Here is a 14,971-nt window from a genome sequence, read left to right as displayed (position 1 = left end):
CCGGCGGGAAGTGCCCGCTATAGCGGGCACTTCCCGCCGGAACGGGCACTTGTCGGGGGTCAGTCGGCGCTGTGGCCCAGGCCGAGCTCGCGGAGGGCCCGGTCGACGTGCGCCCAGGCCTCGGTGCCGCGGACGTCCTCGCCAGCGGCACGGTCGAGGGCGAGCAGCTCCTGGCGCAGGGTGAGCTCGTCAGCGTCGAGGCCGTCCTCGAAGCCTTCCGCGAGCAGGAACGGATGTCGATCCGTCGCGAGCGCCATGACGGCGTCGAGGAATATCTCGATCGCCCGGGATGAGGAGCGCGGCGAGTCCTCCGTGGCGACGGCCGCTCGCACGAAGGTGAGCTCCTCGGACCAGATCGTCATCGCCAGGGGGTCGTCGCGCAGGGTCAGCACCGTGCCGAGGGTCGCCGACTGCCTCGTGGTGCGGCGAACGTCGTGCACGATCTCGTGGAAGTGGTCGTCGGCCAGACCGAAGCCGACGAACAGCAGGTGCCTCGTCATCATCGTGGCGGCGACGAGGGCGCTGTATGCGGCGCGCTCCACGTGGAAGCCGAGGTAGTCGTCGCGGGTGAGCACGATGCTGCCCGGCACGGCGACCGAGCCGTGCAGCTTGAGCAGCCACCGCGACGTGACGCGCTCGTCGCCTGGGATGACGGACCTGGGCTGCCCCGCGTCGCACGCCGCCCGCTCGAAGAGCTCGTCATAGTTGAGGGTGATCGCCTGCTCCGCCCGCAGGGAGGCGAGGAGCGCCGGCGCCAGCCCGTAGCGCGGGACGTCGACGATCGCGATCACCGCGGCCGCGAATCCTCCGTCCGGCTCCTCCTCCGACGCGTTCCGCAGGAACGCGGCGCGGAGGAACGCCGCCTGATCTCGAGCGTCCCGGCCCGTGCGGAGCAGGCTCGCCCTCTCCTCGTCGTCGAGGCCGGCGGCGTCCGCCAGACCCTCGATGAGCCCCGGCCAGTCCGGGGCGCCGCCGGTCACGCTCACGCCGGCTCCCATGAACGGGACGAGGCGATTGGCGCGAGCCTCGATGGCCAGTCGCTCCGCCTCGCCGAGGAGGTCGGCGGAGAGCTCCCGCCACGCGTCGCCGCGCACCCTCCGCAGCTGCTGGGCGAGCGCGTATGCCGGTTCATCCGACAGCACCAGGGCCACGTCGACGCCGAGGCGGGTCCCCGCAATGGCGGCCTCGTCGAGCAGCGTGGTGAGCAGTGACCCCTGGGTGAGCCGCCCGCCGCCGCCTCGCGAGCCGAAGAAGGGGAGGGCGAGGAGCGGCACGGACCGGAAGGCGGCGGTGCCGAGGCCCTGAGCGCGTGTCTCCTCCGCCAGGCGCACGCCGAGCTCCAGGAAGGCGCGGACGGCGGGCCGCAGCTCGTCGGCCGTGCGGAGACCCTGGAGAGGCCCGACCGTGAGCACGGGAACAGGATCGCCGAGCCGGGTCGCGAGGGGCGCCGCGAGCACCTCGCCCCGCGTCAGCCCGTCGAGGGGCGTCCGCGCGAGGCGGTCGGCGAGGTCCGGCACCGCCCGGCGCCAGGCCTCGGTGAGTTCGAGTCGCGCGTCGGTGGGCAGCAGCCACGCGTCGCAGGCGAGGGCCGCGATGTTGGCCCGCACGACGAACAGATGCGACGAGGTCGCGCTCATGGTTCCTATTCTTCCCGCGTGCCCGTCCGCCCGCGCGGGCTTGCGCCTGCCCGCGGACGCGGGTAGCGGGGGCGGAAGCGGGTAGCGGGGGCGGAGGGGAGGCGCCGCCTCTAGGCTGACCGCGCACATCACGGGAGGCGGCTCATGGAGTACACGAAGCTCGGCGGCTCAGGCCTCGAGGTGTCGCGGATCATCCTCGGCTGCATGAGCTACGGCGCGTCGGATAAGGGCAGCCACGCGTGGAGCCTGGGCATCGAGGAGACCCGCGGGTTCCTCCGTGCCGCGGTCGAGTCGGGCATCACCACCTTCGACACCGCCAACGTCTACTCGGCGGGCAGCAGCGAGGACTTTCTCGGGCGGCTGCTTCCCGAGTTCGCCCGACGGGACGAGCTGGTGATCGCGACGAAGGTGCACGGACGGATGGGATCGGGCCCCAACGGCGCAGGCCTGTCGCGCGGCGCGATCCTCACCCAGGTCGACGAGAGCCTCCGGCGCCTCCGGACCGACTACCTCGACCTCTACCAGATCCACCGGTACGACCCCACGGTGCCGATCGAGGAGACCATGGAGGCGCTGCACGACCTGGTCCGAGCCGGGAAGGTGCGCTATCTCGGCGCCTCCTCCATGCCCGCGTGGCGATTCGTGCAGGCGCAGTACGTGGCCCACCTCGGCGGGTGGACCCGCTTCATCTCGATGCAGCCCCAGTACAACCTGGTGATGCGCGAGGAGGAGCGGGAGATGCTGCCGTACTGCCTCGACTCCGGCGTCGGCGTCATCCCCTGGAGCCCGCTCGCGCGCGGCCGGCTCACGCGGGACTGGGACGAGGAGACCGCCCGCACCTCCTCCGACGACTTCGGCCGGACGCTCTACACGCAGGCCGAGGAGTCCGACCGGCGGGTCGCCTCGGCGGTGGCCGCGGTGGCCGCCGAACGCGGCATCCCGCGTGCCCAGGTCGCCCTCGCCTGGCTGCTTTCCCGGCCCGCCGTCACCGCGCCCATCGTGGGGGCCACGAAGCCCGCTCACCTCGCGGACGCCGTGGCGGCGGTCGACGTGCAGCTCACGGAGGACGAGGTGCGGCGACTCGAGGAGAGCTACGTGCCGCACCGTCCCGTCGGCTTCTAGCGGGCGCCGGGCGCGCCGCCGTCCGGCGGAGCTCTGCAGCGCCGCCGTCAACCCCGGCGCCTCCGGTTCGGCTCCCGCCGGCGCCGCGCATAGTGTCGATGGGGGCCGCTCCGGCCTGCACACGACGAGGAGCTCGACATGCAGCAGCGCACCATCGGCCACCGCTCGGTCAGCGCGATCGGGCTCGGCGGGATGCCGATGTCGATCGAGGGTCGTCCCGACTCCTCGCAGTCGCTCGCCACCATCCACGCCGCACTCGAGGCGGGGGTGACGCTCATCGACACCGCCGACGCGTACTGCCTCGGTCCCGAGGAGGTCGGGCACAACGAGCTCCTGATCGCGCGCGCCCTGGCCTCCTCCGGCGGAGACACCTCACGCGTCCTGGTCGCCACCAAGGGTGGGCACCTCCGCCCCGGCGGCGGAGCCTGGACGGTCGACGGGCGTCCCGGCTACCTCAAGGAGGCGGCGCGCGCCTCGCTCGCGCGGCTCGGCGGCGACGCCATCGGCCTCTACCAGTTCCATCGGCCGGACCCCGCCGTGCCCTACGCCGACTCGGTCGGCGCGCTGGCCGACCTCCTCGATGAGGGCATCATCGAGATGGCCGGCATCTCCAACGCGAACCCTGAGCAGATCCGGCTGGCGCAGCAGGTGCTCGGCGGCCGGCTGGCGTCGGTGCAGAACCAGTTCTCGCCCGCCTTCCAGAGCAGCCGCCCCGAGCTCGACCTCTGCGCCGAGCTCGGCATCGCGTTCCTGCCCTGGAGTCCGCTCGGGGGCATCGGGAGGGCGGCCCGCGTCGGCAGCCACGGCGGCTTCCAGGTTCTCGCCGACACCTATGGCGTCAGCCCGCAGCAGGCCACCCTGGCGTGGGAGCTCGCGCTGGCGCCCGTCGTGATCCCCATCCCCGGCGCTTCCCGGCCGTCGAGCATCCAGGACTCGGCTCGGGCAGTGGAACTCGCGCTGTCGCCGGACGAGGTCGTGCAGCTCACCCAGGAGCGCTCCGAGACCCCGTAGCGGCGGGGCGGGCGCCTAGGCGAGCGAGAGCCCGCTCTCGGTCGCCACGAAGCGGCCGGACTCCACTCCGGATTCGAGGGCCACGGTCATCCACGGCAGCATCGGCCCCGGAATCCGGGCGTACCCGAGCAGCGTCGCCGTCTCGGTCAGAAGCCGATCGCGCGGGATCACCTCCACGTCGCCCAGCACGAACTCCATCGCGTTCTGGAGCTCCTCGCGGCTGATGTCGGTGATGCGACGGTCGTTCGGGTCGCCCACGCGACGCGCTCCCCGCCACGTTCTGGGCTTCATCCCGTTCGGCCAGGCGAAGTCGTCGATCAGGCGGAACTGCGGGCCGACGACCCGGGTGAGGTGGTGGCGGCGCTGCGGGTCCAGGCGGGGGATGCCGAACCTCCGCGCCAGCAGAGTGACGAGCCGCTGCAGGGGCATCGGGCCCTCGATGTCGAGGATCTCGTTGGCGGTCCGAACCACCCCGGGCGCGGCCATGCGGAGGTTGCGGAGGATCTCCGGCGAGCTGACCTGCTCATCGGAAGCGGCCCGGTAGGGGCTCAGGGTGATTCCCGTGCGCGACCGCGTCGAGGGCGGCCTCTGCACTCGTGCCCGAGCCCAGTAGAGGGGACCGGTGACGGTCGGATCGTCCTCGGCCGCCGCCCCGAGGTCCGGGTCGGCGAGATCGTCGGGAACCATCGGAGAGACGGCTCCGGCGCCCGTCGCGCGGGCCGCCTGCCAGAACGGGGTCGCCCGAGGCGTCAGGTACCCGGGATCGGCGGTGCTGCGCGGATCGAAGGGCATACCAAGAGACTAGAAGTGAGGAGCAGTGCAGCTCCGCAGGCGCGGCGGGTGTCGGCGCGGAATTCCGGGGATTTCCACGTTTCAGACCCGTATTCGTTCGTCCGAGCGGCTCGCTCGGCTCGGCAGGACTCTACCCGGCGAGGATCGTGCGCTCCAGATACTCGTTCCGGAACACGCCGCGGGGATCCAGCCGCTCGACCAGAGCGACGAAGTCGGGCAACCGGGGGTAGAGCTCCCGCAGGCGGTCGGCGCTCGTCGTGAAGACCTTGCCCCAGTGCGGGCGCGCGTCGAAGGGGGCGAGTGCGGCCTCGAGGGCGGGCAGAACCTCGCGCACGGCGGCGCCATCCGGCACCCAGGTGAAGTGCAGCGCCACCGCGTCCGCCCCGGACGACATGCTCAGCCACAGATCGTCGGCCGCGATGGTGCGGACCTCGGACACCTGCAGGAGGGGGGCCAGCCGGTCGGCGAGTCCGGCCACCGCGGTGAGGGCGTCCGCGGCATGCCGTCGGGGGAGCAGGTACTCGGTCTGCAGCTCGTCCCCGGCACTCGGCGTGAACTCGAGCCGGAAGTGGGGGAGCCGGTCCAGCCACGGGCCGGGACGCCCGAGCTGCGGAGTGCTGTTGAGCGCGGGCATGCTCTTGATCGGGTGGCGGTCGACCTCTGCCGGCAGCGCGCCGAACAGGTCGGGCGGCGGTGCGGGCTGATCGGTGCGCCGCTTCACCCAGATCTGCTCGATCTCCGGGCGCGCCCAGGTGGTGAACATGCTGACGCTGTACGCCGCGCCCATCACCTCGTCGAAGTGCTCGAGCGCGACGGCGAGCGGCATCGCCTCGAACACGTGCTGAGCCACCTCGAACGTCGGCTCGACCGCCAGCTCCACCCGCGTGACGATGCCCAGCGCGCCGAGGGACACGACTGTGCCGGGGAAATCCCGGTCCTCGGCGGAGAACCGCCGGAGCGCTCCCGTCCCGTCCACCAGCTCGAGCGCGGTGACGGCGGCCGCGAGGCTCCGGTTCCGGACGCCGGACCCGTGGGTTCCTGTGGCGATCGCGCCGGCCACCGAGATGTGGGGAAGCGACGCCAGATTCGGGAGCGCGTAGCCCTGCCGCTGCAGCTCCGTGCCGAGGATCCCGTACGGAGTGCCGGCGCTGACCATCGCGACACCCCGTGCGGCATCGACGGAGACCTCGACGGGCAGCTCCTCCACGCTGAGCAGGTCGCCTGCGGAGTCCGCGAGATCGTTGAAGCAGTGGCGGGTGCCGAGGGCGCGGAGCCGATCCGCGCCGCCCACCAGCTCCTGGACCTCGTCCACGGTGCGGGGACGGAGCACCCGTGCCGCCCGAAAGGCGTAGTTGCCCGCCCAGTTCGTTCCCGCGCTCATGCCGCTCCTCGCTCCGGTCGCCCCGCGACGTCACCGGGCTCGACCATCGTCCTACGGTTTGGACCCCAGCCAAACCGGCGGATCGCGCCCGTCCGGGCAGACATGGGCGGATGCACCGAGACCGCCGACCGCGCAAGGGGTTCCCGGACGCCCTCCGCGGGAGTTCACTGTGCTGTGCAGGGACGAGGCGATCGAGGCCGGCCGGGGTCTCACCGAGCGCCTTGGCGGGCGGCACATCGTGGAAGACGCCGACCCGACCGGTGGAATCACCGATCCGGTCCAGGACTGAACGAGGAGACCCGACATGCCCGACAAGGAGCCCGACCTGCCGTCGACGATCGAGCGGTCGCCGAAGCACGCGCAGGACATCTATCGCGAGACCCTGGAGTCGGCGATCGGCGAATACGGCGACGGCGAGCGCGCACATCGCACCGCGTTCGCGTCCCTCAAGCATTCCTTCGAGAAGGTCGGCGACCACTGGGAGGAGAAGGACGAGAAGGGCCCCTCCGACGCGAAGGCCGAAGGCGGCCGCAGCTCTCCTGGCCAGACGCACGGCGGCGTGGATGCGAACGCGTCGAAGGCGCATCTGATGGACGTGGCCAAGCGGCTCGATATCGGCGGGCGCTCCTCCATGACCAAGGACCAGCTGGTGGACGCCATCCAGAAGGCCAACGCGCGCGAGACGCGCAGGGCGCGCGACTGAGATGCCCCGCAGCGTGCGGATCGCGGCCGTGCAGGCGCCGCCGGTGCCGAGCGGCACGGCGCTCGCCTCCTTCGCGGACGACCTGCGCCGGGTCCTCGACGCGGAGCAGGAGGTCGACTGCGTCGTCTACCCCGAGCTGCACCTGTTCGGGTCCGAGGAGGAGCGCGCGGACGGCAGGGACGAGCTGCTCGAGGCGGCGGTCCCGCTCGACGGGGAGCTGGTGAGAGACCTCGGACGCGTCGCGGAGGCGGCCGGGGTCTGGCTCGTCCCGGGCAGCATCTGGGAGCGGGGCCCCGGCGACGAGCTCTTCAACACCGCCCTGGCCTTCTCCCCGCAGGGCGAACTCGTGGCGAGCTATCGCAAGATCTTCCCCTGGCGGCCGTTCGAGCCCGCCACGCCCGGGGACCGCTTCGTGGTGTTCGACATGACGGGCGTCGGCCGGGTGGGCCTCTCCATCTGCTACGACGCCTGGTTCCCCGAGGTCACCCGCCACCTGGCCTGGATGGGCGCCGAGGTGGTGCTCAACGTGGTCAAGACCACCACCCCGGACCGCGCGCAGGAGGTGATCCTCGCCCAGGCCAACTCGATCGTCAACCAGACCTTCACGGTCAGCGTCAACTGCGCCGGACCCATCGGCGAGGGACGCAGCCTCCTGGTGGATCCGGAGGGCGTCGTGCTCGAGGAGTCCGCGGGGGCGGAGCCGGCTGTCCTCGTGCACACCCTCGACCTCGACGAGGTGACCCGCGTGCGGGCTGCAGGAACCGCCGGGACCAACCGGATGTGGGCGCAGTTCCTGCCTGACGACAAGGTGCTCGAGCTGCCGCTCTACGACGGGCGCATCTCCCCGCAGCGGTGGATGCCCCACTCGCGAGCGACGGCGGACGGGCGCTGACGCGCGGAGAGGGACGCAGGTGCCACAGCTGACGTGCCCGGGCCCCGGAAGCGCCAGCTGCTGGCACGTCGGCACGCTTCCCGGGAGGTGACCGGCGAGGGCGGGAGCGATGCGTCACGCGCGCCGCGAGCCGCTTCTCCGCCAGGATGGGGCAGTGGTCGCCTTCCTCGGTCTGACGAGCGCGATCATCTACGGCGCATCGGACTTCCTCGGCGGCCTGGCATCGCGCCGGATCTCGTCGCTGCTCGTCAGCTTCCTCAGCACGGGGGTCGCCATGGTCCTCGTGGTCCTCGTCGTGCTGGTCGAGCGGCCCGTCTGGTCGATGGCTGCGGTCCTGCTCGGCGCCCTCGGTGGCGTACTCGGTGCGATCGGCACGTGGGCGTTCTACGCCAGCCTGGCCCTGGGCCCGATGAGCATCCTCTCTCCCGGGGTCGCCGCGATCTACGCGCTGCTGCCGGCCATCGTCGGAATCTCCCTCGGTGAGCGATTCTCGACGCTCGGCTGGATCGCCCTGGCCGCGGTGATCGGGGCGGCGGTGCTGCTCGGAGTGCGCCGCCAGGGCGACGCGCTGCGGGTATCGGGGCGGGCGGCCCTGCTGGCTGTGGTCGCCGGCGTCGGCTACGCCGGCTACATCATCGCCATCCATGCGACGCCCCCCGAGTCGGGCCTCGCGCCCCTCGCGGTCGACCTCCTCGTCGCGACCGCGCTGTTCGGCCTGCTGCTCCTCGGCGGGCGCCTCCGTCGCGGCTCCGCCGAGCTGGCCGGGCTCCGCGACGGTCGGGCGCTCAACCAGTCGCTGCTCACCGGAGTGGCGTTGGCCGTCGGCAACATCCTGCTCGTGATCGGGCTGCATCTCGGCGACCTGGCGGTGATGGGGGTGCTCAGCTCGCTCTATCCGCTCGGCACCGTGCTCCTGGCGTTCCTCGTGCTGCGCGAGCGCCTCAGCTGGGTGCAGGGCGCGGGCATCGTGCTCGCCCTGGCCGGGTCCGTGCTCCTCGCCTCCGGGTGACCCGCAACTCAGCCGGTCGGTTGATGCCCGGGGAATGGGGCCGCCGATACCTTCTGACCATGATCTCCCCGCTGCCCGCCGCCGCTCCGCTCCTGGACCTGCGCCAGGTGCGCTGGCACCGCCCGCTGCTGGCCCTCGCCGTCGCGATGGCGGCGCTGACGGTCTTCTGTGCGGTCGCCCTCCTGGTCGACCCGCGTCAGGTGACCGGACTCGACGTGTGGGCGAAGCCGCTCAAGTTCGCCCTGTCCACGGGCGTCTACGCGGTCTCGCTGTCCGTCCTGATCGGGCTGCTCACCAGGTTCCGCCGGACCGCGAGCGTCGCAGGCACCATCGTGACCGTCGGGCTGGCGATCGAGCTGCTCCTCATCGTCTGGGCGGCGGCGGCGGGCACCACAAGCCACTTCAACGTGTCCAGCGCGCTCTCCACGACCGTCTTCGCCGTGATGGGCGGCACCATCGCGGTGGTGTGGCTGATGGCACTCCTCGTCGCGGTGCTGCTCTTCCGCAACCGCCTCGGCGACCCCGCCCGCGCCCTCGCGATCCGGGCCGGCGCGGTTATCGGCGCGATCGGCATGGCGCTGGCCTTCCTGATGACCTCTCCCACCGCCGCGCAGCTCGCCGACTTCGGCGGGATCGCGGGAGCGCACACCGTCGGCCTCGCCGACGGCGGACCGGGGCTGCCGATCCTCGGCTGGAGCACCGTCGCCGGCGATCTGCGGATTCCGCACTTCGTGGGCATGCACGCGCTGCAGCTGCTGCCGATCGCGGCGATCCTGCTCGAGGTGCTCGCCCGGCGGATCCCGCTGCTGTCCGACCCGGCGCTGCGGCTCCGCCTCGTTGCGGTGCTGACCGTCACCTACGCGGCCACGGTCGCGGTCGTGACCTGGCAGGCCCTGTCCGGCCAGTCGATCGTCTCGCCGGCCGGAGCGGTGCTCCTGGCAGGCAGCGCCATCGGGCTCGCCTGCGGCGTCTCGATCGCGGCGCTCCTCGGCACGGCCCTGCTGTCGCGACGGCGAGCGGCGGCAGCACGGCCGCCGGTCGAGAACCGCGTGCCGACCGCCGTGTAGAAGCGGCTACTGCGTCAGCGTCAGCGCGGCCATCGCGGAGGGCACGGCGATCATGCCGCACCAGACCGCCGCACCGACGATTCCGACGGTCCAGAGCCGGCGGACCACGGAAGCGGCGCGCACCTGCGCATCCAGCTGCCCGAAGCGGACACCGGCGTGAGCGACGTGCGGACGGGTGTCCGCCCACAGGTCGGCTCGGGAGAGCCGGCGGACGAGCTCCTGCACGGCCTCCGCCTCGAGCCGCTGCGGCTGCGAGGCGAGCCAGGAGAGCAGACGCCGGGCCTCGAGCACGGGAACGTCGGGCTGGCTCCGGACGGTGAGCGACGCGACGCCGACGAGCACGATGATCGGCTCCACGGGGATGCCGAACGCTCCGGCCGAGGCGAGGGTCTCCGTCACGCGGTCCGCCTCGCGGCCCGCCTTGCCCATGTAGGGAAGTCGGCGGCCGGAGACGAGGAAGCCGTGACCGGCCACCCACACCTTCTTGCCCGGGTGATGCTTGGTGCTGACCACGAAGACGCCGCCCGGCCCGATCACGATGTGGTCGATATCGGCCGCGTGGCCGATCGGCAGCGAGTGCAGAACGGCCCACCCCTGGGGGAGCCGACTGAGGACGGCGCCGACCACCCGTTCGCCCTTGGCTCCGAGATACCAGGGCAGATCCCGCTCCGCTATGGGCGAGTGGCCCAGCACGCGATCGAGGAGGGTGCGCTCGGGCTGGCGTTCGAGCCGGCGCAGGACTTCGTCGATGAGGAGCTGCCCGGCCAGGCCGGTGCTCGTCGCAGAGGAAGTGAGGGTCATCGGTCCGTCTTTCGCTTGGTGCGCCGACGCTATTCCCATCGCCACCAGGGACGACACTCCCAGAAGGGGCGGCCCCAGAACGGGCGGCGGCTATTGCGCGCCGCCCGGCTGAGCCTCGGACCCCGACGGACAGCTCGTCGACCTGATCGGTGGGGTGCCCGGCCCGATCGTCGATTCGCATCCCGTCGACGGCCCCGTCGACAGGAGCGCAGTCCGGCCCGTGCCCCTACCGGACCAGGGCGATCTTGCCGCCCGGATGCTCCGACTTGAGCAGCTGGAGCGCGGCGGGAGCCTCGTCGAACGGGAACGTCCGTGCCATCGGCACCACCAGCTCGCCCGCTTCCGCCAGCCGGACGAGCTCGGCTCGCACCTCGTCCCGGTACCTGGCGCTCTCCGGCATCATGCCGCCGATCAGCCGGATGCCGTCACGCTGCGCGCGGCCGAAGGCGGCGATGGTGACGATCCGCGAGCGGTCCGCCAGCAGCGACAGCGAGACGTCGACCGCCTCGTCGGTGCCGACCGTGTCGAGGGACGCGTCCAATCCTTCCGGGGCGAGCCGAGTCAGGCGGGACTCGAGCCCGGCACCGTAGGCGACCGGCTCGGCCCCGAAGCGGCGGATCACGTCGAAGTTCCGCTCGCTCGCCGTGCCGATCACCCGGGCGCCGAGCCGGCGCGCCTGCTGAAGCACGCTCACGCCGACCGCTCCCGAGGCGCCATGCACGACGATCGTCTCGCCCGCGGCGACTGCGGTGACGTGCAGCATCTCGGAGGCCGTGGCACCGGCGAGCAGCAGGTTGGCCGCCTCGGGGAACTGGAGGGCGGCGGGCTTGGCGAAGACGTCCCTCGCGGGCACCGTGATCGATGTCGCGCAGGCGCCCTTCACCCGGTAGGCGAGCACCTCGTCGCCGACCGCGCCGCCGCCGCTCGCGAGCTCGGTGCCGGGCCCGATGGCCGAGATCACCCCGGCCACCTCATGGCCGATCCGGATCGGCAGGGTGCTCGGATCGGAGTTGTTGCGGCCGCTGAACGCCTTGAAGTCGGTGGGGTTGAGCCCCACCGCCCGCACGTCGATGGTGACCTCGCCGCGCTGCGGCTCGGGAACCTCGATCTCCGTGAGCTCGAGAACCTCGGGTCCGCCGAATGCCGTCGCCTGCCATGCCTGTGCCATGGGGCAAGCCAACACCGCTTCCCGGAGAGGAGGAAGCCCCAGTAGGGAAGACTGGTTCCTCGATGCCCCTCCTCGACCGGATGCCGACCACCGACGATCCGGATGCCGCCTACGCTGCCTTCGCCGACTGGGCCGCGGAGCAGGGACTGCAGCTGTACCCGGCGCAGGACGAGGCGCTGCTCGAGATCGTCACGGGCTCGCATGTGATCCTGGCCACGCCCACCGGCAGCGGCAAGTCCCTCGTCGCGGTCGCTGCGCACGCGACCGCCGTGGCGCAGGGCAAGCGCAGCTACTACACCGCGCCGATCAAAGCGCTGGTCAGCGAGAAGTTCTTCGCCCTCGTCGACATCTTCGGCGCGGCGAACGTGGGAATGGTGACCGGCGACTCCTCGGTGAACCCGGACGCGCCGATCCTCTGCTGCACCGCCGAGATCCTCGCCAACCTCGCGCTCCGCCGCGGCGCCGATGCCCCGGTCGATCAGGTCGTGATGGACGAGTTCCACTTCTACTCCGACCCGGACCGCGGGTGGGCATGGCAGGTGCCGCTGCTCACCCTGCCGCGCGTGCAGTTCGTGCTGATGTCGGCCACCCTCGGCGACGTCTCCGCGATCGCCGAAGACCTGAGCAGGCGGACCGGCCGCCCCACCGCGCGGGTGACGAGTGTGGAGCGGCCCGTTCCGCTGCACTTCTACTACGCGGGCACGCAGGTGCAGGAGACGGTGGAGGAGCTGCTGCACAGCGGACAGGCGCCGGTCTACATCGTCCACTTCTCCCAGGCGGCCGCCATGGAGCGAGCGCAGGCGCTCAGCAGCATCCGGGTCATCGACCGGGACGCCCGCGACCGGATCGCCGACGAGATCGGCGGCTTCCGGTTCACCACCGGCTTCGGCCGCACCCTCAGCCGCCTCGTGCGGAGCGGCATCGGCGTGCACCACGCGGGCATGCTGCCCAAGTACCGCCGGCTGGTGGAGCAGCTGGCGCAGCGCGGCCTGCTCAAGATCATCTGCGGCACGGACACCCTCGGCGTCGGCATCAACGTGCCGATCCGCACCGTGCTGCTCACCGCCCTCACCAAGTACGACGGCACCCGGACCCGGCAGCTGACGGCCCGCGAGTTCCACCAGATCGCCGGTCGAGCCGGACGCGCGGGCTACGACACCGCCGGCACGGTGATCGTGGAGGCGCCGGAGCACGAGATCGAGAACGCGAAGTCGATCGCCAAGGCCGGCGACGACGTGAAGAAGCGCCGCAAGATCATCCGGAAGAAGGCGCCGGAGGGCTTCGTCTCCTGGGGCGAGCCGAGCTTCCGCAAGCTGGTCGATGCGGAGCCCGAGCCGCTGGCGAGCAGCATGCAGCTGACCGCCGCGATGCTCATCAACGTGATCGCCCGCGGGGGAGACGTGCTGCACAACGTGCGCAGCCTGGTGTTCGACAACCACGAGCCCCGAGCCCGGCAGTTCGAGCTGGCCCGGCGGGCCATCGGGATCTACCGGACCCTCGTCGCCGCGGAGGTCGTCGAGGTGGTCGGCGGGCAGATCCGGCTGATGGTCGACCTGCCGCCCAACTTCGCCCTCAACCAGCCGCTCTCGCCGTTCGCCCTCGCGGCGTTCGAGCTGCTCGATCCCGATTCCCCCACCCACGCCCTCGACGTGATCAGTGTGATCGAGTCCACCCTGGACAACCCGCGGCCGGTGCTCTCCCAGCAGGAGTTCAAGGCGCGCGGCGAGGCGGTCGCCGCCATGAAGGCGGAGGGCATCGAGTACGACCAGAGGATGGAGCTGCTCGAGGGCATCAGCTACCCGCGCCCCCTCGCCGACCTGCTCGAGCAGTCGTTCGAGACGTTCGCGTCCAGCCAGCCGTGGGTGCGCGACTTCGAGCTGCGCCCCAAGTCGGTGGTGCGCGACATGTTCGAGCGGGCCATGACGTTCGGCGAGTACGTGTCCTTCTATGCGCTGGGCCGCAGCGAGGGCCTGGTGCTCCGCTACCTCAGCGACGCCTACCGGGCCATCCGGCAGACCGTGCCCGAGGAGTCGAAGGGGGAGGAGCTCCTCGACCTGATCGAGTGGCTCGGCGAGCTGGTGCGGCAGGTCGACTCCAGCCTGGTGGACGAGTGGGAGCAGCTGGTCAACCCCGCCCTCGATCCGGAGGCCCCCGTGGTGCCGCCGGCCCCGCCGAGCGTGCTCACCAACCGTCGCGCCTTCCTGGTTCTGGTGCGCAACGAGCTGTTCCGCCGCGTGCAGCTGGCGGCCCTGGACCGGCCCGACGACCTCGGCGCGCTCGACGCGGAGTCCGGAATGGACGGCGACGCCTGGGCGGCCGCGCTCGACGCGTACTACGGGGAGCACGACACGATCGGCACAGGGCCGGCCGCCCGCAGCTCGACGATGCTCCTGGTCACCGAGGAGCCAGGGGTCTGGAAGGTGCGGCAGATCCTCGACGATCCGTCGGGCGACCACGACTGGGGCCTCCGCGCCGAAGTGGATCTGGTCGCCTCCGAGGAGGAGGGCATCGCGGTGGTCCGCATCCTGGGCCTCGACCGCCTCTGACTGATCGCACTCGGGCATGCCAGGCTGAAGACCGGACAGACACGAGGGGCGGAATCCATGGCGCGGTTCGAGGGCAAGGTCGTGATCGTGACAGGCGCGGGCTCGGGCATCGGTGCAGCCACGGCTCGAGCGTTCGGCCGGGAGGGCGCCCACGTCGTCCTGGTCGACCAGAACGAGGAGGGACTGAATTCGGTCGCCGCCGACCTGCCGGCGGGCACGGCGACGGTCAGGGTCGCCGACGTGTCGAACGAGCAGCAGATCACCGACCTCATCGACGAGACCGCCGACTCCTTCGGCTCGCTCGACGTGCTGGTGAACAACGCAGGCGTCGTCGTGATGGCGGACGTGCCGGGGACGAGCACCGAGGACTGGCGCAAGATCATGAGCGTCGACGTCGACGGGGTCTTCTTCGGCTGCCGGGCCGCGCTGCCCCACCTCGTGAGGTCGAAGGGCAACATCGTCAACATGTCCAGCGTCTCGGGGCTCGCGGCCGACTGGCGCCAGGCGGCCTACAACGCGGCGAAGGGTGCGGTGAGCAACCTGACCCGGGCGATGGCCCTCGACTCGGGCAAGGACGGCGTGAGGGTCAACGCGGTGGCGCCGACCCTGATCCGGTCGGCGATGACCGAGGACATGATCGGCGACCCCCAGATCCTCGCCGCCTTCCAGGAGCGGATCCCGCTCGGCCGCTTCGGCGAGCCGGAGGAGGTCGCCGACGCGATCCTCTTCCTCGCCAGCGACGACGCACGCTTCCTCACCGGCGTGATCCTCCCGGTCGACGGGGGAGTGACGGCCTCGAACGGCCAGCCGCCGAATTAGCGGTCTTCAGGTCTCCACTAGCG

The 14,971-nt window shown here is 71.8% G+C and carries 13 protein-coding genes; 8 read left to right on the top strand and 5 right to left on the bottom strand.

All coding sequences use genetic code 11. The annotated features are described in order from the left end of the window. Positions 1-59: 59 nt before the first annotated feature. Positions 60-1,637 carry an SIR2 family protein gene (locus tag JWR33_RS02435; RefSeq protein WP_297409124.1) on the bottom strand — a complete coding sequence of 526 codons (1,578 nt, stop codon included), beginning with the start codon at positions 1,635-1,637 and terminating at the stop codon, positions 60-62. A gap of 144 nt (positions 1,638-1,781) precedes the next feature. Between JWR33_RS02435 and JWR33_RS02430 the strand changes: the two genes are divergently transcribed. Both JWR33_RS02430 and JWR33_RS02425 read left to right on the top strand, forming a co-directional pair. After that, on the top strand, positions 1,782-2,759 hold the full coding sequence (locus JWR33_RS02430) for an aldo/keto reductase (protein WP_297409122.1): 978 nt from the start codon (positions 1,782-1,784) through the stop codon (positions 2,757-2,759). A 138-nt stretch (positions 2,760-2,897) separates the two neighbouring features. After that, on the top strand, positions 2,898-3,770 hold the full coding sequence (locus JWR33_RS02425; protein ID WP_297409119.1) for an aldo/keto reductase: 873 nt from the start codon (positions 2,898-2,900) through the stop codon (positions 3,768-3,770). A 15-nt stretch (positions 3,771-3,785) separates the two neighbouring features. Here the strand turns inward: JWR33_RS02425 and JWR33_RS02420 are convergent, their stop codons facing one another. Both JWR33_RS02420 and JWR33_RS02415 read right to left on the bottom strand, forming a co-directional pair. Next, positions 3,786-4,562 (bottom strand): hypothetical protein, encoded by a 777-nt coding sequence (locus JWR33_RS02420; RefSeq protein ID WP_297409117.1) that lies wholly within the window; start codon positions 4,560-4,562, stop codon positions 3,786-3,788. A 130-nt stretch (positions 4,563-4,692) separates the two neighbouring features. Further along, the gene (locus JWR33_RS02415; RefSeq protein ID WP_297409115.1) at positions 4,693-5,943 is read right to left on the bottom strand and encodes a D-arabinono-1,4-lactone oxidase; all 1,251 of its coding nucleotides are present in this window, start codon (positions 5,941-5,943) and stop codon (positions 4,693-4,695) included. A 304-nt stretch (positions 5,944-6,247) separates the two neighbouring features. Between JWR33_RS02415 and JWR33_RS02410 the strand changes: the two genes are divergently transcribed. The 4 genes from JWR33_RS02410 to JWR33_RS02395 all read left to right on the top strand — a co-directional run bounded on the left by JWR33_RS02410 (position 6,248) and on the right by JWR33_RS02395 (position 9,614). Next, positions 6,248-6,646 (top strand): ChaB family protein, encoded by a 399-nt coding sequence (locus JWR33_RS02410; protein WP_297409113.1) that lies wholly within the window; start codon positions 6,248-6,250, stop codon positions 6,644-6,646. A gap of 1 nt (position 6,647) precedes the next feature. Next, entirely contained in the window at positions 6,648-7,538 is an 891-nt protein-coding gene (locus tag JWR33_RS02405) for a carbon-nitrogen hydrolase family protein (RefSeq protein WP_297409111.1), read from the top strand. Positions 7,539-7,692: 154 nt separating this feature from the next. After that, complete coding sequence (locus JWR33_RS02400; protein ID WP_297409109.1) at positions 7,693-8,547, top strand: DMT family transporter; 855 nt, start codon at positions 7,693-7,695, stop codon at positions 8,545-8,547. A gap of 59 nt (positions 8,548-8,606) precedes the next feature. Then, positions 8,607-9,614 (top strand): hypothetical protein, encoded by a 1,008-nt coding sequence (locus tag JWR33_RS02395; RefSeq protein WP_297409107.1) that lies wholly within the window; start codon positions 8,607-8,609, stop codon positions 9,612-9,614. A gap of 6 nt (positions 9,615-9,620) precedes the next feature. On the opposite strand, the gene JWR33_RS02390 is transcribed toward JWR33_RS02395, so the two are convergent. Both JWR33_RS02390 and JWR33_RS02385 read right to left on the bottom strand, forming a co-directional pair. Beyond that, the gene (locus tag JWR33_RS02390) at positions 9,621-10,415 is read right to left on the bottom strand and encodes a nuclease-related domain-containing protein (RefSeq protein ID WP_297409105.1); all 795 of its coding nucleotides are present in this window, start codon (positions 10,413-10,415) and stop codon (positions 9,621-9,623) included. Positions 10,416-10,641: 226 nt separating this feature from the next. After that, entirely contained in the window at positions 10,642-11,583 is a 942-nt protein-coding gene (locus JWR33_RS02385) for an NADP-dependent oxidoreductase (RefSeq protein WP_297409103.1), read from the bottom strand. A gap of 62 nt (positions 11,584-11,645) precedes the next feature. Here JWR33_RS02385 and JWR33_RS02380 point away from each other — a divergent pair, with 62 nt between their 5' ends. Together JWR33_RS02380 and JWR33_RS02375 are read left to right on the top strand one after the other, a co-directional pair. After that, positions 11,646-14,129 (top strand): DEAD/DEAH box helicase, encoded by a 2,484-nt coding sequence (locus JWR33_RS02380; protein WP_297409101.1) that lies wholly within the window; start codon positions 11,646-11,648, stop codon positions 14,127-14,129. A 57-nt stretch (positions 14,130-14,186) separates the two neighbouring features. Then, complete coding sequence (locus JWR33_RS02375) at positions 14,187-14,948, top strand: SDR family NAD(P)-dependent oxidoreductase (RefSeq protein ID WP_297409099.1); 762 nt, start codon at positions 14,187-14,189, stop codon at positions 14,946-14,948. Positions 14,949-14,971 lie beyond the last annotated feature (23 nt).

The organism is Naasia sp. (genome assembly GCF_025465545.1).
In the GTDB taxonomy this organism is placed as follows: Bacteria; Actinomycetota; Actinomycetes; order Actinomycetales; family Microbacteriaceae; genus Naasia.
The sequence above is the reverse complement of the archived record's forward strand: the minus strand, read 5'-3'. Positions and strand labels throughout refer to the sequence as shown.

What these genes read in the sequence shown, in the direction of transcription:
- JWR33_RS02420 (WP_297409117.1), bottom strand. Translation starts at nt 4,562, where the DNA reads ATGCCCTTCGATCCGCGCAGCACCGCCGATCCCGGGTACCTGACGCCT.
- JWR33_RS02395 (WP_297409107.1), top strand. Translation starts at nt 8,607, where the DNA reads ATGATCTCCCCGCTGCCCGCCGCCGCTCCGCTCCTGGACCTGCGCCAG.
- JWR33_RS02405 (WP_297409111.1), top strand. Translation starts at nt 6,648, where the DNA reads ATGCCCCGCAGCGTGCGGATCGCGGCCGTGCAGGCGCCGCCGGTGCCG.
- JWR33_RS02380 (WP_297409101.1), top strand. Translation starts at nt 11,646, where the DNA reads ATGCCCCTCCTCGACCGGATGCCGACCACCGACGATCCGGATGCCGCC.
- JWR33_RS02385 (WP_297409103.1), bottom strand. Translation starts at nt 11,583, where the DNA reads ATGGCACAGGCATGGCAGGCGACGGCATTCGGCGGACCCGAGGTTCTC.
- JWR33_RS02425 (WP_297409119.1), top strand. Translation starts at nt 2,898, where the DNA reads ATGCAGCAGCGCACCATCGGCCACCGCTCGGTCAGCGCGATCGGGCTC.
- JWR33_RS02430 (WP_297409122.1), top strand. Translation starts at nt 1,782, where the DNA reads ATGGAGTACACGAAGCTCGGCGGCTCAGGCCTCGAGGTGTCGCGGATC.
- JWR33_RS02375 (WP_297409099.1), top strand. Translation starts at nt 14,187, where the DNA reads ATGGCGCGGTTCGAGGGCAAGGTCGTGATCGTGACAGGCGCGGGCTCG.
- JWR33_RS02410 (WP_297409113.1), top strand. Translation starts at nt 6,248, where the DNA reads ATGCCCGACAAGGAGCCCGACCTGCCGTCGACGATCGAGCGGTCGCCG.
- JWR33_RS02435 (WP_297409124.1), bottom strand. Translation starts at nt 1,637, where the DNA reads ATGAGCGCGACCTCGTCGCATCTGTTCGTCGTGCGGGCCAACATCGCG.
- JWR33_RS02390 (WP_297409105.1), bottom strand. Translation starts at nt 10,415, where the DNA reads ATGACCCTCACTTCCTCTGCGACGAGCACCGGCCTGGCCGGGCAGCTC.
- JWR33_RS02415 (WP_297409115.1), bottom strand. Translation starts at nt 5,943, where the DNA reads ATGAGCGCGGGAACGAACTGGGCGGGCAACTACGCCTTTCGGGCGGCA.